Annotated in this window: 16 protein-coding genes; 8 read left to right on the forward strand and 8 right to left on the reverse strand. The window is 67.0% G+C overall.

Features of this window, described 5'->3' with window-relative positions; translation table 11 throughout:
• Window positions 1–45 precede the first annotated feature (45 nt).
• Together ACP7A5_RS02505 and ACP7A5_RS02510 are read right to left on the reverse strand one after the other, a co-directional pair.
• A complete protein-coding gene (locus ACP7A5_RS02505; RefSeq protein WP_426040431.1) occupies window positions 46–3,726 on the reverse strand; it encodes a hydantoinase B/oxoprolinase family protein in 3,681 nt (1,226 codons plus the stop codon).
• Window positions 3,727–3,765: 39 nt separating this feature from the next.
• Window positions 3,766–4,728, reverse strand: coding sequence for an SDR family NAD(P)-dependent oxidoreductase (locus ACP7A5_RS02510; protein WP_426040432.1), 963 nt, complete (start codon window positions 4,726–4,728; stop codon window positions 3,766–3,768).
• A gap of 138 nt (window positions 4,729–4,866) precedes the next feature.
• Between ACP7A5_RS02510 and ACP7A5_RS02515 the strand changes: the two genes are divergently transcribed.
• The 5 genes from ACP7A5_RS02515 (at window position 4,867) to ACP7A5_RS02535 (ending at window position 9,652) form a co-directional block, all read left to right on the forward strand.
• Complete coding sequence (locus tag ACP7A5_RS02515; RefSeq protein WP_426040433.1) at window positions 4,867–5,886, forward strand: hypothetical protein; 1,020 nt, start codon at window positions 4,867–4,869, stop codon at window positions 5,884–5,886.
• A gap of 83 nt (window positions 5,887–5,969) precedes the next feature.
• Window positions 5,970–6,500, forward strand: coding sequence for a nuclear transport factor 2 family protein (locus tag ACP7A5_RS02520; RefSeq protein ID WP_303695135.1), 531 nt, complete (start codon window positions 5,970–5,972; stop codon window positions 6,498–6,500).
• A 9-nt stretch (window positions 6,501–6,509) separates the two neighbouring features.
• A complete protein-coding gene (locus ACP7A5_RS02525; protein ID WP_303695136.1) occupies window positions 6,510–7,268 on the forward strand; it encodes an SDR family oxidoreductase in 759 nt (252 codons plus the stop codon).
• 30 nt (window positions 7,269–7,298) lie between these two features.
• Window positions 7,299–8,135 carry a DUF1295 domain-containing protein gene (locus ACP7A5_RS02530; RefSeq protein ID WP_426040434.1) on the forward strand — a complete coding sequence of 279 codons (837 nt, stop codon included), beginning with the start codon at window positions 7,299–7,301 and terminating at the stop codon, window positions 8,133–8,135.
• 11 nt (window positions 8,136–8,146) lie between these two features.
• Entirely contained in the window at window positions 8,147–9,652 is a 1,506-nt protein-coding gene (locus ACP7A5_RS02535; protein ID WP_426040435.1) for an AMP-binding protein, read from the forward strand.
• A gap of 101 nt (window positions 9,653–9,753) precedes the next feature.
• On the opposite strand, the gene ACP7A5_RS02540 is transcribed toward ACP7A5_RS02535, so the two are convergent.
• From ACP7A5_RS02540 to ACP7A5_RS02560, 5 genes are all read right to left on the reverse strand, one after another.
• Window positions 9,754–10,137, reverse strand: a complete 384-nt coding sequence (locus tag ACP7A5_RS02540; protein WP_426040436.1) for a nuclear transport factor 2 family protein — start codon at window positions 10,135–10,137, stop codon at window positions 9,754–9,756.
• A complete protein-coding gene (locus tag ACP7A5_RS02545) occupies window positions 10,134–10,535 on the reverse strand; it encodes a nuclear transport factor 2 family protein (protein WP_426040437.1) in 402 nt (133 codons plus the stop codon). Before ACP7A5_RS02545 ends, ACP7A5_RS02540 begins: the two co-directional genes overlap by 4 nt.
• A 94-nt stretch (window positions 10,536–10,629) precedes the next feature.
• Window positions 10,630–11,568: a winged helix-turn-helix transcriptional regulator gene (locus ACP7A5_RS02550; protein ID WP_426040438.1), complete on the reverse strand. Its 939-nt coding sequence runs from the start codon at window positions 11,566–11,568 to the stop codon at window positions 10,630–10,632.
• A gap of 31 nt (window positions 11,569–11,599) precedes the next feature.
• A complete protein-coding gene (locus tag ACP7A5_RS02555; protein ID WP_426040439.1) occupies window positions 11,600–13,243 on the reverse strand; it encodes an AMP-binding protein in 1,644 nt (547 codons plus the stop codon).
• A complete protein-coding gene (locus ACP7A5_RS02560; RefSeq protein WP_426040440.1) occupies window positions 13,240–14,598 on the reverse strand; it encodes a spinster family MFS transporter in 1,359 nt (452 codons plus the stop codon). Before ACP7A5_RS02560 ends, ACP7A5_RS02555 begins: the two co-directional genes overlap by 4 nt.
• A 355-nt stretch (window positions 14,599–14,953) precedes the next feature.
• Between ACP7A5_RS02560 and ACP7A5_RS02565 the strand changes: the two genes are divergently transcribed.
• Entirely contained in the window at window positions 14,954–17,281 is a 2,328-nt protein-coding gene (locus ACP7A5_RS02565) for a TonB-dependent receptor (protein ID WP_426040441.1), read from the forward strand.
• An 87-nt stretch (window positions 17,282–17,368) separates the two neighbouring features.
• Here ACP7A5_RS02565 and ACP7A5_RS02570 read toward each other — a convergent pair whose 3' ends face one another.
• Window positions 17,369–18,556 carry an acyl-CoA dehydrogenase family protein gene (locus ACP7A5_RS02570; RefSeq protein ID WP_426040442.1) on the reverse strand — a complete coding sequence of 396 codons (1,188 nt, stop codon included), beginning with the start codon at window positions 18,554–18,556 and terminating at the stop codon, window positions 17,369–17,371.
• 134 nt (window positions 18,557–18,690) lie between these two features.
• On the opposite strand from ACP7A5_RS02570, the gene ACP7A5_RS02575 reads away from it, so the two are divergent.
• On the forward strand, window positions 18,691–20,220 hold the full coding sequence (locus ACP7A5_RS02575; protein ID WP_426040443.1) for a carotenoid oxygenase family protein: 1,530 nt from the start codon (window positions 18,691–18,693) through the stop codon (window positions 20,218–20,220).
• Between the two features lie 12 nt (window positions 20,221–20,232).
• Window positions 20,233–21,450 (forward strand): acetyl-CoA acetyltransferase, encoded by a 1,218-nt coding sequence (locus tag ACP7A5_RS02580; RefSeq protein WP_426040444.1) that lies wholly within the window; start codon window positions 20,233–20,235, stop codon window positions 21,448–21,450.
• Window positions 21,451–21,473 lie beyond the last annotated feature (23 nt).

Raw genomic sequence — 21,473 nt, forward strand, 5'->3', positions numbered from 1 at the left:
CCGGGATCTGGACCCCGGCCTTCGCCGGGGTGCACGGAGGTGGGTTCAGCGCTTGCCGAACCCGCCGCCGCCGGGGGTCTGGATGACGAAGACGTCGCCGGGCTGCATGGAGGTTTCGGCGGTCGAGCCCAGGATTTCCACTGACCCGTCCGCCCGCTCGATGCGGTTCGCACCGACCTCGCCCGGGTCGCCGCCCGCCGCCCCGAAGGGCGCGATGCGGCGGTGGCCGGACAGGATGGCGGCGGTCATCGGTTCGAGAAACCGCATCCGTCGGGTGGCTCCGTCGCCGCCCCGCGCCGCGCCAGCGCCGCCGGAGCCCCGGCGGATGGAGAACTCTTCCAGCAACACCGGGAAACGGGTTTCCAGCACTTCGGGGTCGGTCAGGCGGCTGTTGGTCATGTGGCTCTGGACCGCGCTGGCGCCCGGAGCGTTCGGGCCGGCGCCCGCCCCGCCGGCGATGGTCTCGTAATACTGGCGGGTCGCATCGCCGAAGGTGAAGTTGTTCATCGTGCCCTGGCTGGCGGCGAGGATGCCCAGCGCGCCGTACAGGGTGTCGACGACGGCCTGGCTGGTCTCGACGTTGCCGGCGACGACCGCCGCCGGATAGCGGGGGTTCAGCATCGACCCCTGCGGCACGATCAATGTGATGGGCTTCATACAGCCCTCGTTCAGTGGGATGGCGTCGTCCACCAGCGTCCGGAAGACATAGAGGGTCGCCGCGCGGGTGATCGACAGCGGGGCGTTGAAATTGGTGGGGCGCTGGTCGCTGGTTTCGGTGAAGTCGACGACGGCCGTGCGGGCCTCGGCGTCCACGTCGATGCGGACGCGGATGACGGCGCCGTCATCCATCTCATAGGCGAAGGCGCCCGGCTTCAGGGCGGCAATGGCGCGGCGGACGGCTTCCTCGGCATTGGACTGGACGTGGGCCATATAGGCCTCGACCACCGGGCGGCCGAACTCGACGACCATGCGGTTGAGCTCATCGGCGCCGCGCTGGCAGGAGGCGACCTGGGCCTTCAGGTCGGCCACGTTCTGATCGACGTTGCGCGAGGGGTATGCGCCCGATGCGAACAGGGCGCGGGTTTCGGCGTCGCACAGGCGGCCGCCCTCGACCAGCAGGAAGTCGTCGATGAGGACGCCCTCCTGTTCGACCGTGGTGGAGGAGGCGGGCATGGAGCCGGGCGTGATGCCGCCGACGTCGGCGTGGTGGCCGCGCGCGGCGACGAAGAAGGCGGGCGCCGCCTCTGCGTCGAGGAAGACCGGCATGATGACGGTGATGTCGGGCAGGTGGGTGCCGCCATTGTAGGGGGCGTTCAGCATGACCACGTCGCCCGGCTTCAGGGTCGTACCGCGCGAGGCGATGACGACGCGGATGCTCTCGCCCATCGAGCCGAGGTGAACCGGGATATGCGGCGCGTTGGCGATCAGGGCCCCGGAGCTGTCGAAGATGGCGCAGGAGAAGTCGAGCCGTTCCTTGATGTTCACCGACCAGGCCGTGGCGCGCAGGGCCTCTCCCATCTGTTCGGCGCAGGCCATGAAGCGACTGTTGAACACCTCCAGCAGGATGGGGTCGGCGTGGGTTCCGACGGGGGCGCGGCCGGCGAGCGGGGTGGTGCGCTCGAGGATCAGGTTGGCCGAGGCGTCGACGCGGGCGGACCAGCCGGGTTCGACGATCGTGGTGCCGGTGGATTCGAGGATCACGGCGGGGCCGGGGATGCGGGTGTCGGCAGCCAGATGGTCGCGGTGGTGGATGGGGGTGTCGTGGTCCGCGCCGGCGAGGCGGACGGTGACACTTTTTCCCTCCCCTTCATGGGGAGGGTGGCCGAGCGGAGCGAGGTCGGGTGGGGTTTGTCCGTCCCTGCGAACTCTCGATTCGGACCCCACCCCGTCGCTGCGCGACGACCCTCCCCATGAAGGGGAGGGAGAACTGATTGCTTCGACCTCCAGCATCTCCACGATCAGCGGCTTGTCCTCGGCGAAGAAGCCGAAGCGCTGGCGGTGCAGGGTCCCGAAGGCGGCGGCCATGTCGGCGGCAGGGCCGAAGGCGACGGTCAGGGAGGTGTCGCTGCCGGCGAACTTGATCTCGGCGCGGGCCTCGGTGGTGATGGAGGCGGCGGGCAGACCCTGGGCCAGGAGGTCGGCGCGGGCCTCGGCCTCGAGGGCGGCGATGCGGTCGGTGAAGACGGGGTCGGAGACGGGGATGAGCGGGGCGGCGACGGTCGTCTGGCGGATGGTCCGCACCGAGGCGAGGCCCATTCCGTAGGCGGACAGGACCCCCGCGAACGGGTGCAGCATCACGGTCGTCATGCCGAGCGCATCGGCGACGAGACAGGCATGCTGGCCGCCCGCGCCGCCGAAACAGTTCAGGACATAGCCGGTCAGGTCATGGCCGCGCTGGATGGAGATCGACTTGATCGCCTCGGCCATGTTCTGGACGGCGATGGCGATGAAGCCCTCGGCGAGGTCGAGCGGATCCGTCGGGCGGCCGGTGGCGGCGGCGACCTCGGCGGCGAGGGCGTCGAACTTCTGCGCGACGGCGGCGTTGTCGAGCGGCCGGTCGCCGTCGGGGCCGAAGACAGCGGGGAAAAACTCGGGACGCAGCTTGCCGAGCAGGACGTTGCAGTCGGTCACCGTCAGCGGGCCGCCGCGCCGGTAGGCGGTCGGGCCGGGGACGGCGCCGGCGGATTCCGGACCGACACGCAGGCGTGATCCGTCGAAGCGGCAGATGGACCCGCCGCCGGCCGCCACCGTGTGGATCGACAGCATGGGGGCGCGCAGTCGGACGCCCGCGACCACGGCGTCCGAGGTCCGCTCGAAACTGCCGGAATAGTGGGAGACGTCGGTCGAGGTGCCGCCCATGTCGAAGCCGATGACACGGTCGAAGCCGGCGGCCTGCGCCGTCGCCGCCATTCCGACCACGCCGCCGGCCGGGCCGGACACAATGGCGTCCTTGCCCCGGAAGGCGGAGGGGCTGGCGAGCCCGCCCGACGACTGCATGAACATCAGGGGGACGTCGGGGCCGAGCGCGCGACCGACTCGGGCGACATAGGCGTCGAGCACAGGCGACAGATAGGCGTCGGCCACCGTCGTATCGCCGCGCCCGATCAGCTTGATCAGGGCGCCGACCTCATGGCTGACCGAGATCTGGCTGAAGCCGATCTCGCCGGCGATCCCGGCGAGGCGGGTCTCGTGATCGGTGAACCCCCAGCCGTGGACGAGGACGATGGCGAGGGCGCGATAGCCGTCGGCGAAGGCGGCGGTCAGGTCGGCGCGGGCGGCGGTCTCGTCCAGCGGGTGGTCGATGGCCCCGTCGGCCCGGACGCGTTCGTCGATCTCGATGACCCGGTCGTGCAGCGGCTCGGGCAGGACGACATGGCGGGCGAAGATGTCGGGCCGGGCCTGCCAGCCGATACGCAGCGCATCGCCGAAGCCGCGCGTGATGGCCAGGACCGTCGGCTCGCCCTTGCGTTCGAGCAGGGCGTTGGTCGCCACCGTGGTGCCCATGCGGATGTCGCAGACGACGCCCGCCGGCAGGGGGCCGGGACCGGCGCCGAGGATGCGGCGCACGCCCTCGACGGCGGCGTCCTCGTACTGATCGGGGTTGTCCGAAAGGAGCTTGGCAGTGGTCAGGGCGCCGTCGGGCGCGCGGGCGACGATGTCGGTGAAGGTGCCGCCCCGGTCGATCCAGAACCGCCAACCCTCGGTCGATGTCGTGTCGCTCGCCATCCCCGATCCATCGCGGATCGGGACGGCGGCGGCAAGGCTTCAGACCGCCAGAAGCTGCCGGTCGGCCTCGAGGAAGGCGACGATGTCGGGGATGGTCGTACGTGGGTTGCGGGTGTGCGGGTAGGCATGGGCGGTGCGGGGTTTGCGGTCGAACCAGATCTCGTCGACGACCTCGGGCGGACGGGTCGCGGCCAGCCAGTCGATGGTGTCGGCGCCCTCGTGGTCGTTCCTCAGGATCGGGGCGAGGATCCTGCGGAACTTCGGCAGGCTGGTCTTCACCCCGGCGGTGTCGGCCCAGCCGGGGTGGACGGCGTAGGTTCTGATCCCGTCGGCGGCCCAGGCGGCGCGCCAGTGCTCGGCAAGGGCCAGTTGCGCGCGCTTGTGGGCGGCATAGGCGGCGAAACCGTTGAAATGCTCCTCGGGAATGTTGAGCATCTTCTTGTTGAGGGCGAGATTATAGAGGCCTCCGGAGACGACGTTGATAATCGCCGCGCCGGCCTTGAGTTCGCCGGCCCTGTGCAGGTCCTCGGTCAAGATCCAGTGGCCCAGCAGGTTGGTGGCGTAGGAGGTCTCCAGCCCCTCGTGGGTCGCCTGATAGTTGCGCATCAGGAGGCCGACATTGTTGACGACGACGTCGAACTTGACCGCGGCGATCTCGGGCCGTTTCGACAGGCCGGCGACGGCGGCCATCGATGACAGGTCGCAGGTGACGGGCACGATCTTGCCGGGACCTTTGGCCTCACGCACCAGGTCGCCGAGGGCCTGCACATTGCGGCCGACGGCGTAGACGGTGGCGCCCTTGGCGGTGGCGCGCAGCGCCGTGGCCTTGCCGAGGCCGCCCGTTGCGCCGGTCACCAGCCAGTTCTGGCCGGCGTAGTTCGCCTTCACCGGCCTGAACGGCAGGCCGCGCGCGACATAGCCGACGCGGGTGAAGGACGGCGCAAAGCGGGCGTAGAAATTCACCGACTTCATCAGCGCCTGCCAGAAGGGGGGCTCGGCCATGGACGTCTCTCCGCGCGATCCGCTGTCGCTTGCGTAAGCACACTAATCGTTCGGAGGCGCTTGGCAAGCAGCTTGCGTTTATGGACTTATCGCTTCACCGTTGATGCAGAAGACGCGTCGACTGCGTCGGGAGGCGCGATGACCATGCCCATCCGGGTGATCCAGTGGGCGACCGGCTCGATGGGAAAGGCCTGTCTGCGGGCCGTGCTGGACGATGACCGGTTCCAGCTGGTCGGCCTGTTCGTCTACGGCGAGGCCAAGGCCGGACGCGACGCGGGCGACATCGCGCGGCGGCCTGAGACGGGGGTGATCGCCACCCGTTCGATCGACGAGATTCTGGCGCTCGACGCCGACGTGGTGATCCACGCCCCGATGCTGTCCGCCTATGTCGGGCCTGACGCCGACGTGAAGCGGCTGCTGGAATCCGGCAAGAACGTGGTCAGCATAAACCACTATTTCGAGCCCGCCGCCCTGGGCCTCGACTATGCGAACGGGCTGGCGGACAGCGCGCGCAAGGGCGGGGCGACCTTGGCGGGGACCGGCGTCAATCCCGGCTGGGTGGCGGAGCGGATGGCGGTCAACGCCGTCGCCCTGTGCCTGTCGCACCGCAACATCGCGACCCGGGAGATCATCGACTGCACAACGGTTCCTAACCCCGACTACGTCTTCGGGGCCCTGGGTTTCGGTTCTGCGGCGGGAGAGATCGATCTGACGAACGGGCCGCTGGCGGAGACTTTCACGGCCATGTTCTCCCAGAGCGTCGAGGGGCTGGCCCAGAGGCTCGGCCTGTCGCTCGACCGGTTCGAACCGGACCATGAAGTCAGCCTGGCCGAGCGGGACCTGACTATCGCGGCGGGGCTGATTCCCAAGGGCACGGTCTCAGCGACGACCTGGCGCGTGCACGGCCTGATCGACGGCGTCCGGCGCATCACCCACGAGGTCAACTGGATCATGGATCCGGCCCAGGCGCCGTTCGCCGGCAAGCCGCACTGGGAGATCGAGGTCGACGGCCTGCCTGGCGTCCGGATCGCGATGGATCTGGTCGACACGGCCCCTGATGGGGTCCGCACCCGGCCCGAACAGTTCGCCGTGGCGGCCATGGTGATCCAGGCCCTCCCGCGCGTCGTCGCGGCGCCGCCGGGCCTGCTGAGGCTCTAAACCGGCCAGGCCGGCTTGCCCGCTAACGCAAGCCATGTCACTTTTGTTTCAAGACTGAATAACAGTCATCGGAGGATATCAGGATGGCCGACCGCGACCCCGAGGTGCAGGCTCTGCTCGACAAGAAGGCGATCGAGGAGGTGCTGCTGAAGTTCCTTCGCGGCTGCGATCGCGCCGACCTCGACCTCGTTGAACGCGCCTATTGGCCGGACGGCTGGGAGGATCATGGCGGCACCTTCGACGGGCCAGCGTCCGAATGGGTGGCCGTGATCAAGGAGCGACTGCCCAAGGCCGGGCTGATGAATCACATGGCCGTGAACCTGATCATCGATCTGAAGTCGGCGACCACGGCGACGGCCGAATGCTACATCCTCACCGCCTCGCGCCTCACGGTAAAGGGACAGGAGTTCGACACCCGGACACTGGCCCGCTGCGTCGATCAGATGGAGAAGCGGGGCGCCGAATGGCGTATCTTCCGCCGCACCATGTGCTGGGAATGGAACGAGGAGCACGAGCTCTCCGAGACCTGGGCGCGGGGCGCCATAACCCGGGACGCCTCGGTGCTGCGGCGCGGGGCCAAGAAGCCTGACGACATCATCTACACTGCGGCCTGAGGCGAGCGCATGGACATCCAGGGCTGTGTCGCCATCGTCACCGGCGCCAACCGTGGCATCGGCGAAGGCTTCGTCCATGTGCTGATCTCCGAGGGGGCGGCCAGGGTCTATGCAGGCGCTCGCGATCCGGCCTCGGCCAGACACCTCGAGGAACAGTATCCCGGCAAGGTAGTCGCGGTGCGCCTCGATGTGTCGAAGCCGGACCAGATCGTCGCCGCGGCCGCCGCCTGTCCCGACGTCTCTGTGGTGGTCAACAACGCCGGAGCGTTCCACAACAAGTTGCTGATCGGCTCCGACGACATTTCCGCTGCGCGCGACGAGATGGAGGTCAACTATTTCGGGCCGCTGCAGATGGCGCGGGCCTTCGCTCCGGCGCTCAAGGCCAACGGCGGGGGCGCGATCCTGAACGTGCTGTCGGTCGGGGGCATCGTCGCCGTGCCCAACATGGGCGGCTACAGCCCGTCCAAGTTCGCCATGCGCGCCGCCGGATCCTGCATCCGCGCCGAGCTGGCCGGGCAGGGGACGAGCGTCACCTCCCTGATCGTCGGCTCGGTCGACACCCGGATGGCCTCGCATGTGAAAGGCGCCAAGGAGGCGCCCGAGGATATCGCCCGCGCCGCCATGAAGGGCATCACGCGCGGCATCGACGAGATCGACACCGACCGGTTCGCGATCGAGAGCCGCGCCGCCCTGGCCCGCGATCCCAAGGGGATGGAGCGGGGCATGGCCAAGATGCTGCACGCCAAGGAATTGTCGACCGGCCGCTAGACGCCGGATCAATAACGGGGAGACCAGACCATGCCGCCCATCACCGAAATCCTGAGCATTCTCGGGATCAACTTCCTGATCGCCCTGGCGTCCTTCGTGATCCTGTGGCGGGTCGGGTGCGCCATCAAGGACGTATCCTTCATCGACGCATGGTGGGCGCTGGGCCTGGCCCTGATGGCGGTGACGACCTTCTTCATGGCCGACGGCGCGCCCGAACGGATGCAGTTGATCACCGTCCTGACCTGCGTCTGGGGGCTGCGGCTTGGGCTCTACATCCTGTGGCGCTGGCGCTCGCACGGGCCGGACAGGCGCTATGTGAAGATGCTGGACCGGGCCATGGAGGGGAAGAGCTGGAGCTTCGGCAAGGCGTCCTGGCGCCTGGTCTTCATGACCCAGGCGCCGATCCTGTGGGCGACCAGCCTGCCTGTGCAACTGGGTCAGATGTCGTCGACGCCGGTGGAGGTCGGGACCCTCGGCTGGGCGTGCGCCGCGCTCGTGGTGTTCGGCATCTGCTTCGAGAGCCTGGCCGATTATCAGCTTGTGAAGTTCAAGGCGGACCCGGCCAACGCAGGCAAGGTGTTCGACAGCGGCCTGTGGCGTTATACGCGGCACCCCAACTATTTCGGCGATCTGTGCACATGGTTCGGTCTGTTCGGCATCGCCGCCGAGACGACGCTGGGCCTGTTCGGCATCGTCGGGCCACTGCTGCTGCTGGTGCTGTTCCTCAAATATTCGGGTGGTCCTTCGTACGAGAAGCGGCTGACCTATCATCGGCCCGGATATGCGGACTACATTGCCCGGACCAGTCCCCTGATCCCGTGGCCGCCCAAGCGCGCGGCGGCGGCTGACGGGACGAACCCCGCCTGATGGAATCCGCGATGCGTCGTCCGAACCGCCCCCGCACCCTGTCGACGGCGATGACGGACCTGTCCGGTGTGCGGGCGGTCGGCATGCTGTTGAACATCCATGCGGACCGTGATCCGGACCGCCCGGCCCTGACCTTCGAAGGCGTGACCCTGACGCGGCGCGAGCTGGCGGACCGGGTCAACCGGCGGGCGCGGACGTTGCAGAAGGCGGGGGTGGTCGAGGGGGACTTCGTCGCCATCGCCCTGCCCAACTGTCCGGCGTTCCTTGAGCTGGCGTTCGCGGTGTGGGCGCTCGGCGCCACGCCGGCGCCCCTGTCGCACAAGCTGCCAGCAGCAGAATTGGCGGGCATAATCGAACTGCTCCAGCCGCGCCTGATCGTCATCGACGATACGGCCAAGGCCGGCGCGACAAGGCGGCTGTCGGAGGCGGAGACCTGGGACGCCTCTGCCGACGCCTCTCCCTTGCCGGAGATCGCATCGAAACACCTCAAGGCCATCGCCAGCGGCGGTTCGACCGGGCGGCCCAAGGTGATCGTCGACATGGCCCCTGCCATGGCGGATCCCGACATCCTGCTGCTCGGCATGATCCCCGAGGACGTGCTGCTGAACCCCGGGCCGCTCTATCACGCCGCGCCGTTCGGCATGACCTGTCTGGCCATGGGCTGGGGCGTGCACATCATCCTGATGCCGCGCTTCGACGCGGAGGAAACGCTGCGGCTGGTCGACCGGTACAAGGTCAGCTGGCTGTTCCAGGTGCCGACCATGATGCACCGCATCTGGTCCCTGCCGGACGAGGTGAAGGCGAAGTACGACATGTCGTCGGTGGACGCCGTGATGCATATCGCCGCCGCCTGTCCGCCATGGCTGAAGCAGAAGTGGATCGACTGGGTCGGACCGGAAACAGTCTGGGAAATCTACACCGGCACCGAAGCCCTGGGCGGCACCGGCATTCGCGGCGTCGAATGGCTGGATCACCCCGGCTCGGTCGGCAAGGTGCTGCCCGGCTTCGAGATGAAGGTGCTCGACGAGACCGGTCAGCCGTGCGCACCGGGTGAGGTCGGCGAGATCTATTTCATGCCGCTGCGGGGGCAGGGGACGACTTACAAATACCTCGGCGCCGAGCCGCGCGCGAACGGGACGTTCGAGACCCTGGGCGACATGGGCTATGTGGACGAGGACGGCTGGCTCTATCTCGCTGATCGGCGGGTGGACATGATCGTCTCGGGTGGCGCCAACGTCTATCCGGCCGAGGTCGAGGCGGCGATCGACAGCTTCCCCGGCGTCCTGTGCAGCGTGGTGGTGGGCCTGCCCGACGCCGACTTCGGCCAGCGGGTGCACGCCATCGTCGAGACGGCGGACGGGGTGCTCGACGAGGCTGGGCTGAACGCCTTACTCGCCGAGCGGATCGCGCCCTACAAGCGGCCTCGGTCTCTGGAGGTCACGACCGAACGCCTGCGCGACGACGCCGGCAAGGTGCGTCGCGGTGCGCTCAGGGCCGAGCGGATGCAAGCCGTTTGAAGGCGAGAGTTGGACTCGGAGAACACCGAGTCCAGAGAGTACAATTCCGAACGCGATCTCGCATTAAAAGGACGCAAGTTATTGTCTTATTTTAAGTAAACCTAACCGACGCCGCCCTGGGCGGCCGCTGGATCGTTCATCTGGAAATAGTCGCGCCAGGCGACAATCTTGCCGTCCCGGAATTCGATGATGCCCATGTAGGGATGGGAGACGCTGACGCCGTCGGCGTTGACGTAGTCCTCCTGCCCCTCGGTCAGCACCTTATCGCCGTTCTCGGCCCAGTTCATGAGCGTCCACTTCGTCGCCGAGTGGTTGGCCCAGTATTTGGTGATGAACCTGTCGACCCACTCCTTCCCGACCAGGGGGCGGGTGCCGACGTGGTAGTGGTACTCGACGTCGTCAGCGAAGAAGTCGAGGAAGGCGGGCTTGTCGCGCGCCTCCGACACCGCCATCAGCGCCCGCAGGCTTTCGATCGGCGCACTCATGCCGAGGCCTTCTGCGCTTCGGGCCTGGCCGGGGCATGGACCTGTGACGTGTCGTAGTAGTCGCGCATCCGGTAGATCAGGCCGTCGCGGACCTGGAAGACCTGGACGAAGGGGTTGTCGATCTTCACGCCCGACGCGCGGTCGACCAGGACTTCCATCCCCTCGACGAACAGGACCTCGCCGTTCTCGGCCGAATGGGTGACGCGCCACTCCTGCTGGTCGAAGCCGGCCTCGTAGTTGGACAGGAATTTCCGCATCTTGTCCTTGCCGACGGCCGGACGTTTGGTGGGGTGCCAGTGGTATTCGATGTCGTCGGCGAGGGTGGCGATGAAGCCCTCCACATCGCGCATCTTCCAGGCGGCCATCATGGCCTCCACGACCTTCATGTTGTCAGCCACGCGTCGTCTCCCATGCGTTCTCGCTGGAGAAACGCTAGGACGATAAGTCTGCTAATGCAAGCGCTCTGAGGTCGCTTTCAAACCCAGACTGATCTCAGGCCGAAGGCTTGATCCGTCCCGCCTTCATCACCACCGTCTCAAGTGTCAGACGACCCCTGCATGCGCTGCAACTGATCTGCGGATTCAGTGGCTCTCCGCAGACGTGCCGGATCTTGACGGGCGGCCCGGCCCGATCCTTCAGGTGGGTGTCGGCCCAGGTCATCATGGCCAGGGCATGGGGATAGAGGTCCTGGCCCTTCTTGGTGAGCCGGTACTGATAGCGGGGCGGCGTCATCTCGTAGAGGCGTCGCTCGAAGATCCCCGACATCTCCAGTGTTCGCAGACGGTCGGTCAGGATGTTGGACGCGATGCCGAGAACGCCCTGGATCTCGTCGAAACGGTGCAGGCCGAAATACTGGACGCTGACCACAAGGGCAGTCCAGCGGTCGCCGAGCAGATCGACCAGTTCGATGGTCGGCGCCTCGTCGTTCGGCTGGCGGCGACGATGCATCCGCTGCACCGGCAACCGCTCCATCCCCTGTCCGGGACCTGCGGTGTAGGTGCAGGTGTGCAGGGTGAGGGGCTCGCCGCAGCCGCCACAGCGCAGTTCGGGCAGCATGGGCTTGCCGCACTCCGTGTGGGTGAAGACGGTGGGGGCCCGGCCGCCGGTCACGCCCCAGCGCACGCCCCAGCCCCACATCAGCATCATGGAATCGAACAGGCCGAGGCCGCGCGGCGTCAGGTGATAGGCCATGCGCACACCCTCGTCGCGGTGGGGCTTCTTGACCAGGATGCCGTGGCGCTCGAGGGCGGCGAGTCGGCTAGACAGGGTCGAGCGGGCGCCGCCCAGACGGGCGTGGAATTCCTCGAACCGTGTGGCCCCCAGAAAGGCCTCCTGGACGACCAGCAGGCTCCATCGATCGCCGAGGGCATTGAGGGCCCGGTTGATGGAGCTCTTTGGAACCAGACGAATTTTCGGCGCGGCGCGGGACATTCTCCCTATTAGGCGCCGCCGTCAGGTCTTATCAAGCAACCGTCAATTTCTGGCGTCGAACCACCAGCCCGGCCGCCTCCCGGTCGAAGGTCGCGGCGGTGACGCCCTGGTCGCGCAGGCCGGTCTTCTGGATCTTGTTGGTCGGGGTCTTGGGCAGTGAGGTTTCGACCCGGACGTAGCGAGGCACCATGAAATGGGTCATGCGCGGGATCAGCCATTCGATCAATTCGCGCGGGTCGATCCGGGCGCCGTCGACAGGCGCCACGGCCACCATGACCTCCTGTTCGCCGCCTGGGAGGTCGATGCCGTAGGCGGCGCATTCGCGGACGGACGGGTGGGCGACGACCTCGATCTCGATCTCCAGTGAGGACATGTTCTCGCCGCGTCGGCGGATCGCATCCTTCTTGCGGTCGACGAAGAAGAAGCAGCCCTCGGCGTCCCGCCACATCAGATCGCCGGTGTGGAACCAGCCGTTGCGCCAGGCCCGGGCCGTCGCCTCCGGATCGCCGAGGTAGCCGCTGAACAGCGTCCAGGGATTGTCCGAGCGGATCACCAGTTCGCCGGGCTGGCCGTGTGGAACCTCGTTGTCCTGGTCGTCGACGATGCGGCACTCCATGCCGACGCGCACCCGTCCGCAGGAGCGCATCACCGGATCGTTGACAGCGCTGATCAGCGGGCCCGACACCTCGGTCATGTTGAACCCGGAAAGGTAATCGAAACCGAACCGCTTTGCGAGCGCGACCGTATCCTCGTTGATCGGCGACAGGGTCACCATGCGAAGGGGATTTTCGGCGTCGTCGGCCTTCGGCGGCTCCTTCATCAGGAAGGAGGTGAGGGCCCCGATCAGGCCGGAGCAGACCGTCGAGCCCGTCTCGCGCACCGTGTCCCAGAACCGGCGGGTGTCGAACGCGTCGAACAGGGCCACGGAGCCTCCGCAGGCCACCGCCGCCGTGATCGCCGCGATGCCGCCGACGTGGAACATCGGCAGGTTCACCAGCATCCGGTCGGACTGGACCATATAGCCGTAGGTCACCCTGGCCGTGGTCCACTCCTGCACATAGGAGGTGATCACCGCCTTCGACGGACCGGTGGTGCCGGAGGTGAAAATGATCACCGGGGGGTCCCACGGATGCTGGGGCACGGGAGTGCAGGCGGCGGGATCGCCGTCCAGAGCGGACTCGCCCTCGATCATTACGGGCAGGTTCAGGGGCTCGGCAGGCCCGGTCAGGATCAGACGTTCGGCGGCGCCCAGCGACAGCCCTTCCAGACGCGGCGCAAGATCGGGGTGGACGATCATTACCTTCGCACCGGTCTTGCCGACGGCGTGTTCCAGCAGCTTGCCGCGGAAACTGGTGTTGATGGGCGCGAGGACCGCGCCCGCATAGTTGGCGCCAAACCAGGCCCGCAGCAGGGCCGGCCCATTCGGGGCCCAGGCCGCGACGATGTCTCCGCCGTTGACGCCGCGCGCCTGCAGGGCGGCGGCGGTTGATAACGCTCGCCGGCGCGTCTCGGCCCAGGTCCAGGTCTCGCCGCTCTCGAAGCGGATGAAGACCACATCCGGCGTCTCGGCCGCCCAGCGGTCAATGAGCCGGGGAATAACACAGTCCTCGGCCGAGGGCGGCGCCGGGTCGAACCAGGGGAGGGAGAGGCGCTGATCCTTGGTCAGGCCGCTCATCGGGCCGGCTCCTGCCACTCACGGGCCTCCTCCACGCTGTCCCGGAAGGGTTTCAGCGCCCGGCCCAGAAGGAAGGAGGCGCTGGCGATGGTGATGCCACTGACGATGGCCAGCGACAGGCCGATGTTCTCGTCGCCGCCCAGGACATTGTCGCTGATCGCGGCCACGATGGTGGGGCCGAGGCCGAGGGAGACCAGGTTGCCGATCAGGAAATAGATGGCGGTGATCTGCGCTCGCAGCTGGTTCGGGGCGACGGTCTGCAGCGCGGTGGCCGGGAGGCTGTTCATAACGCCGGCGAAGAAGCTGAAGCCTGCGAGCGCGGCGATGGCCATGCCCTGCGTCGGCATCAGCGGCATGGCGACGGCAAAGGGAATGCTGGCTATCAGCGCCAGGATGGCGACCCGGACCGGCGCGTCGGTGCGGCCCCGGCTGGCGAACCAGTCGGTCATCCAGCCGCCCACCAGAACGCCCGGCGTGGCGGCGGCGAGCAGCACGGCCCCGTAGGCGAATCCGACTTCGGCGGGCGTCATGCCGTGCTGGCGGATCAGCACCGCCGGCGCCCAGGCCAGATAGGAGATGCCCGCCATGCCGAAGATCGAGAAGGCCATGATCAGGACGTAGAAGGTCGACTTTCGGGACCACATGTATTTGAGGACCCCGGCCTGGACACCCGACCGGGTCACGCCGTGACGCGGCGGTTCGCGAACGATGATGAACAGGGCGGCGATCAGCAGGCCCGGCGCGCCGACGAGGACGAAGGTCTGCTGCCAGGGCGCCAGTTCGCCGACGAAGGGCAACTGCATCGCTCCCGCCTGGGCTATGGCGTCGATCACCGCTCCGCCGATCATCAGGGCCAGCCCGGCGCCGAGGTAGGGGGCCATCGAATAGACAGCCAGGGCGCGCGCGCGCTGACGCGGCGGGAAATAGTCGGAGATCATCGAATAGGCGGCGGGCGAGAGGGCGGCCTCGCCGATGCCGACGCCGATGCGCGCGGCAAACAGGGCCCAGAAGCTGTTGGCCAGACCGCAGGCCACGGTCATCACGCTCCAGACCACGATGCCCCAGAAGATGATCCAGCGTCGGCTGCCCCGATCCGCCAGCCTCGCCAGGGGCACGCCCATGACGGTGTAGAACAGGGAGAAGGCGATCCCGGCCAGCAGGCTGAACTGGGTATCGGTGATGGTCAGATCGGCCCGGATCGGCTGAACCAGAAGGGTAAGGATCTGGCGATCGATGAAGCTGGACGTGTAGGCCACCATGAGGGCCGCGACCGCGAACCAGGCCCAGCCGGAATGGGGCCGTATCCTCGGCGCCGCCGGTTGCCCTGCGCCCGTCACACCCTCATCCACGCTCATGCCGCGACCCTGTTCAATCTCAAGATGAAAGTGACATTCGCAGTTGCGAGATGACCGCCCGTTCGTTTCGCACTCGCGTCACCGATCCTGTCGGTTGATCGCGGAACGAAGCTGTATGAACAGCGATAATACACTCGCAACTCCCTGTTTTCGAATGCTCTATTGCCCGAAAATCCGCCGAATCTCCGTCGGTCTCGACCGACGCAACCTCAGTTAAGCTGGAGCGTGTCGCCTTGCTCACACTGAAGCACACAAGTCGGTCTGATTACAAAAGCTATTTGACAGTCTCAATTCGCCAGTTACACATTGTCACCAGAAGCACCTCGGCTAACGGGGGCTCATGGGAGGATTGGGCGTGAACATCAGAGGCACAGTCAGCGTATCCGCATTGCTCATCGCCGCGACGCTTTCCGCGACGCCGACCCTGGCCCAGACCGCCCCTGCCGGGCAGGAGGCGACGGTCGTCGATGAGATCATCGTCACCGCCACACGCCGCGCGCAGCGTCTGATTGAGGCGCCGGTCGCCGTGACTGCAGTCAGCGGCGAGCAGCTGGAGAACTCCGGCGTCAGCGATATCCGTGAGTTGACCAGTCTGGCCCCCAGCGTTCAGTTCCAGACGCCCGGCGGCGGCGCGGACTCCTCGATCCGCATCCGGGGCGTGGGCACCACCTCGACCAACCCCGGTCTGGAATCCTCCGTCGGCGTCATCATCGACGGCGTCATCAGGGCCCGCACGGGGGTCGCCCTTTCGGAATTGGGCGACCTGCAGGGCATCGAGATCCTCCGGGGCCCGCAGGGCACCCTGTTCGGGCGGAACACCTCTTCAGGGATCATCAACGTCACAACGAAACAGCCGGATTTCAACGGTATCAGCGGCAACATCACCGGGTCCTACGGCAACTTCAACGATCGCCGGATCTCGGGCGCCGCGAACTTCCCGCTGGTCGACGATGAACTGGCCCTGCGCATCGAGGGCAGCTACGAGCTGCGTGACGGCTTCCATTCCGACGCCAACTCGGGCGAGAGCCTGGACAACCTCGACCGCCAGTTCGTGCGCGGCAAGCTGCTGTGGCGTCCGTCGGAGACCCTGAGCTGGACCTTCACGGCCGACTACACCAACCGCAACGAGAACTGCTGCGTGGCGCTTCTGGCCATCGCCGGCCCGACCTACAATCTGGTCAACCAGCTGGCGGCCGCGCGCGGCGGCATCGGATACCCCTCGACCAATCCGTTCGACCGGCGCGCCTCCAAGAACAACATCCGCCAGAACCAGGAGGACATCGAGGATATGGGCGTGTCCGCCTCGGCCGAGTGGGATCTGGGCTGGGCGACGCTGAACTCGGTCAGCGCTTTCCGCAGCTGGGAAGCCTTCCGCTCCCAGGACTTCGACCACTCGGGCGCCGACCTCGGGTTCTTTGCGCCCGACGGCCTGCACCAGAAATTCGACGTTCTGACCCAGGAGCTGCGTCTACAGGGTGAAAACGGCCGGCTGGACTGGCTGGTGGGCCTGTTCTACTCCGACGAGACCGTGCTGAACGATAGCGCCTTCCGGATGGGCGCCGACTATCCGCTGATCTACGGCGGCGCGGCGACCTTCCAGGCCTCGACCCTGGCCGCCTTCCGGCCCGGCGACGGCGCGCGCGGCATCGGTGAGCAGAGCGGGCAGGACCTCTCCTTCTTCACCCACAACGTCTTCCGCGTCACGGATGCGCTCAGCATCACTGCAGGCCTGCGCTACACGCAGAACGACAAGGAGATCAGTTACCGGGGCGAGAACTTCAACCCGGCCTGCGACAGCGCCGTCCGCACCAGCGACGCCGCCGGCATTACCCGGTTCTGCGCCCCCTTCTGGGACACGCGACTGAACCCCTCGGGCGACACGGACGCGCGCACCGAAGAGGCCACGACCGGAACGGTGAACATCGCCTATCGGGTCAGCCAGTCGCTCAACACCTATGCGTCCTACTCGCGGGGCTACAAGTCGGGAGGCTACAACTTCGACCGCGCCGCCTTCACCACCCCGGCCACACCGAACGCTGCCGACCTTGCTTTCGTCGAGGAGACGGTCGACGCTTATGAGATCGGCATCAAGGGCGAGTTCTTCAATCGCTCGCTGCGCGCCAACTTCGCCGCCTTCCACCAGACGTTCGAAGGCTTCCAGCTGATCGAGTTCACGGGCGTCAGCTTCGTGGTCCGTTCGCTGGCCGAGGTCATCACCAAGGGCGCGGAGCTGGAAGTCACCTGGGAGCCGACCCCCGGCCTGACCCTGACCAGCGGTCTCAGCTATACGGACGCCTACTATCCGACGAACGTACTGAACCGTCAGTATTCCGGCCGGGAGCTGGAGCAGTCGCCGGACTGGGTCAACGTCTCGTCGGTCACCTGGGAGTTCCCGATCGGCGACAGCCTGACCGGGGTCGCCTATGCCGACGCCCGCTACTCGTCCGAGTTCTTCACCGGCGGCTTCGACCCGAACCGCGTACAGGACAGCTTCACCACCGCCAACGTCCGCTTCTCCCTGCGGGACGCGAACGAGGCCTGGCAGCTGGACGTCTTCGCCCGGAACGTCTTCGACCAAGACTACTTTCGCCGCGTGATCCCCGCGACCTTCCAGGCGGGATCCTACTCGGCCTTCCTCGGCGACCCCCGCACCTACGGGGTCACTCTGCGGCGCAACTTCTGAGCCGCTTCATCCGGGTTTTCCTGACCTGAGACACCTGGGCCCCGCTGTGTGAGCAGCGGGGCCTATTTTTGTGCGGTGCCGGGGTGGCTAGAACCCCATCTGCTTCGCCGCCAGGTCGCGCAGGATCTCTTCCGAACCCCCGCCGATGGCGAAGATGCGGGCCTCGCGATAGATGCGTTCAACCCGGTTGCCGCCGGTATAGGCGCGGCCGCCGAGAACCTGCAGGCTCTCACGCGCGCAGTGCTCCAGAGTCGTCGTCGCCTGGACCTTCAGCAGGGCCAGATCCGCGACCGGGACCTCGCCCCGGCCGAAGCGCCAGACCAGGATATCCAGCATGGCGTAGGCGACCTTGATGCGCTGGACCATGTCCACGATCTTGTGGCGCATTACCTGGTGGTCGATCAGCCATTTGCCAAAGGTCTGGCGCTCGCGGGCGAAGGCGATGGCCTCGGCGACGCAGGTCCGGGTCATGCCGAGGGTAGCGGCGATGCCGGAAAACCGCTCGATGTTGAACTGGCTGGCGAGGCCGGCGAAGCCGCGGTTCTCGACCCCGACGAGGTTGCTCACCGGCACCTCGACGTTCTCGAAGTTCAGCCAGCCATTGTTGCGGTTGTACCATTGCAGGCCGGGCAGGGAGCCGCGTGTCACGCCCGGCCGGTCCGTCTCGATCAGCAGCATCGACAGGCCGCCCATGCCTGGGCCGCCGGTGCGAACCGCCGTCAGCAGATAGTCGGCTTTCATCGCCCCCGAGATCAGGGTCTTGCCGCCGTTGACGACGAAGACGTCGCCTCGGCGTTCGGCCGTGGTGGTGAAGCCGGACACGTCCGACCCGCCGCCGGGCTCGGTCACGGCGAAGGCGATTTTCTTGTCCCCGGCCAGCACGGGCCGGGCGACGCGGTCCAGCATCTCGGGCGTCCCGCCGTTGATGATCGGCGGCAGGGCGATCCAGGGCGTGGCGAGGTCAGCGAAGACCACGCCGGAGCCCATGCGGAAGAATTCTTCGGCGAAGATGATGCGCTGCCACAGGTCGACGTTCTCGCCGGTGCCGCCCAGGTCCTCACGGAAGCCCATGCCGCTGATGCCCTCACGCGCGGCGTCCTTGTAGAGACTGTCAGGGAAATCGGAGACGGCGTCCCATTCGTCCAGATGCGGCGCGATATAGCCGTTCACGAAGCTGCGCAGCTTGCTCCGCCAAGCGTCATGCTCCGGCATCATGAAGGGGCTGGGCGGCCTGAGGTCGTCAAAATCCAGCGCGGGCGGGGTATGATCGGCCATGGTCGTTTCCCTCTTGCGCCGGCGTGTCCGGCATCGCTTTCACTTTCATACTAATCCCCCCTCGCCATTCGCCGCAAGCATGGTATGCTAACGCAACCCACTGGGCGACGGCCCGGCGGCTTGAGGAGCGACCGATGGGACTGGAACAGCCGGGCGAGGCCCGCACAGCCTTCAAGGACGGCGTCGCACGGACGCCGTTTAAGGTCACACTGACCGACCGCGAGCATCCCTATATGCAGGGCGCCTGGACGCCTCAGCACGAGGAGCACACCGCCGACGACATGCCGGTCATCGGGGTAATCCCGACCGATATCGACGGCGTCTATGTGCGCAATACCGAAAACCCGGTGCATCAGCCTCTGGGCCGCTATCATCCGTTCGACGGCGACGGGATGCTGCATGCGATCTCGTTCAGGGACGGCAAGGCCAGCTATCGCAACCGTTTCGTCCGCACCGAGGGTTTCGAGGCGGAGCAGGAGGCGGGTCGCGCCCTGTGGGCCGGTCTGGCCGAGCATCCGTCGCTGTCCGAGAAGCCCGGCTGGGGCGCGCACGGCGGGCTGAAGGACTCGTCCTCGACCGACGTCATCATTCACGCCGGCGCCATTCTCTCGACCTTCTACCAGTGCGGCGAGGCCTATCGGCTGGATCCCTATACGTTGGAGCCGATGGGCACGGACGGCTGGTGCCCGCCGGAGGGCATCTCGGCCCATCCGAAGGTCGATCCGAAGACGGGCGAACTGCTGTTCTTCAACTATTCCAAGGCCGCCCCCTACATGCACTACGGCGTCGTCGGCGCCGACAATCGGCTGAAGCACCTCACGCCCGTGCCCCTGCCCGGGCCGCGCCTGCCGCACGACATGGCCTTCACGACGAACTGGTCGATCCTCAACGACTTCCCCCTGTTCTGGGAGCAGGATCTGCTGCCCAAGGGCTTCCACGTCGCCCGCTTCCACCCCGACATGAAGTCCCGCTTTGGCCTGATCCCCCGCTTCGGCGGCGAGGCCGACGTCCGATGGTTCGAGGGTGACGCCACCTATGTGCTGCATTTCCTGAACGCCTGGGAAGACGGCGACGCGGTGGTTCTGGACGGCTATTTCCAGGACAATCCGGTGCCCAAGACCAGCCCGGACGCCTGGCCGGGGCATGAGCGGATCATGACCTTCCTCGATCAGAACATGCTGCAGCCCAAGCTGCACCGCTGGCGCTTCAACCTGACGACCGGCGAGACGACGGAGCAGCGGCTGGACGACCGGGTGCTGGAGTTCGGCATCATCAACAACCAGTTCGCGGGCGTGAAATATCGCTGGGCCTATTCCGCCGTGTCCAAGCCGGGCTGGTTCCTGTTCACTGGTCTGGTCAAGCACGACATGGAGACGCTGGACAGCTGGGCCGTCGACTTCGGGCCGGAACGCTATGGCTCGGAGCCCGGGTTCGCGCCGCGCGTCGGGACGACCGAGGAGGACGACGGCTACCTGATCACCTATGTCACCGACATGATTGAGGACCGGTCCGAATGCGTCATCTATGATGCGCGCAAACTGGCCGACGGTCCGGTGGCGCGCATCATTCTGCCGGGGCGGATCTCCAGCGGCACCCATGCGACCTGGGAACAGGGCGAGACCATCCGGGCCTCGAAGGCGATGCTGGCAGCCAAGGCAGCGTAAGGATAACCTGACATGACCTATATCCTCGGCGGCTGGCAGTCGGACTTCGCGCGCAACTATGCCCGCGAGGGGCTGGAGATCGGCGACGGCTTCGCGGAGGCCGTCCACGGCGCCCTGGCCGAGACCGGTCTGAAGCCCGAGGACATCGACGTGGGCCACGTCGGCAACTTCGTCGGCGACCTGTTCACCGGTCAGGGGATGCTGGGCGGCTTCTTCGCCATGGCCGACGAGCGGTTCACCGGCATGCCCGCCTCGCGCCACGAGGCCGCCTGCGCTTCAGGCAGTATGGCCATCATGGCCGCCGCCGCCGATATCGAGTCCGGCCGCTACGGCACGGCCATGGTCCTGGGCCTGGAGATGATGCGCAATGTCCCCGGCGTGACAGCGGCCGAGCATCTGGGCGCCGCCGCCTGGGCCGGGCACGAATATCTGGACGCGACCTACGCCTGGCCACGCGCCTTCTCGGACCTGACCGAGGAATACGACCGCCGCTACGGCATCGACGAGGCGCACCTGCGTCGCATCTCGCAAATCAATTTCAAGAACGGCCGGCGCAATCCGAACGCCCAGACCCGCAACTACAGCTTCTCGAACGCCAGCTTCACCGACGACGACGAGGCCAATCCGGTCATTGAGGGCCGCGTCCGCAAGACCGACTGCGGCCAGGTCACCGACGGCGCCGCCGCGGTCATCCTGGCCTCGCCGGAGCGCGCCGCTGAGTATGCCCGGAAACGCGGAATCCCGCTGGAGAGCATCCCCCGCATCAAGGGCTGGGGCCACCGCAACGCCCCGATCGACTACGGCCGCAAGATCAAGGCCAGCGAGGGTCAGCCCTATGTCTTCCCGCAGGTGAAGCGCGCCATCGACGACGCCCGCGCCCGGGCCGGTCTCGACCTGTCGGGCATCGACGCGGTGGAGACCCACGACTGTTTCTCCATGACCGAATATATGGCCATCGACCACCTGGGCCTGACCGCGCCGGGCGAGAGCTGGAAGGCCATCGAGGCCGGCGACATCGAGATGGGCGGGAAACTGCCGATCAATGCGTCGGGCGGGCTGATCGGCTGCGGGCATCCGGTGGGAGCCACCGGCGTGCGAATGGCTCTGGATGCCTTCAAACAGACCACAGGCACGGCCGGCGACTATCAGGTCGAGGGCGCGAAGACCGTCCAGACCCTGAACATCGGCGGGTCGACCACGACGACGGTCAGTTTCGTGGTCGGGATTTAGCGCGCCATTCCTCCCCCATCGGG

Source organism: Brevundimonas sp. TWP2-3-4b1 (assembly GCF_049897665.1).
GTDB lineage: Bacteria > Pseudomonadota > Alphaproteobacteria > Caulobacterales > Caulobacteraceae > Brevundimonas > Brevundimonas subvibrioides_B.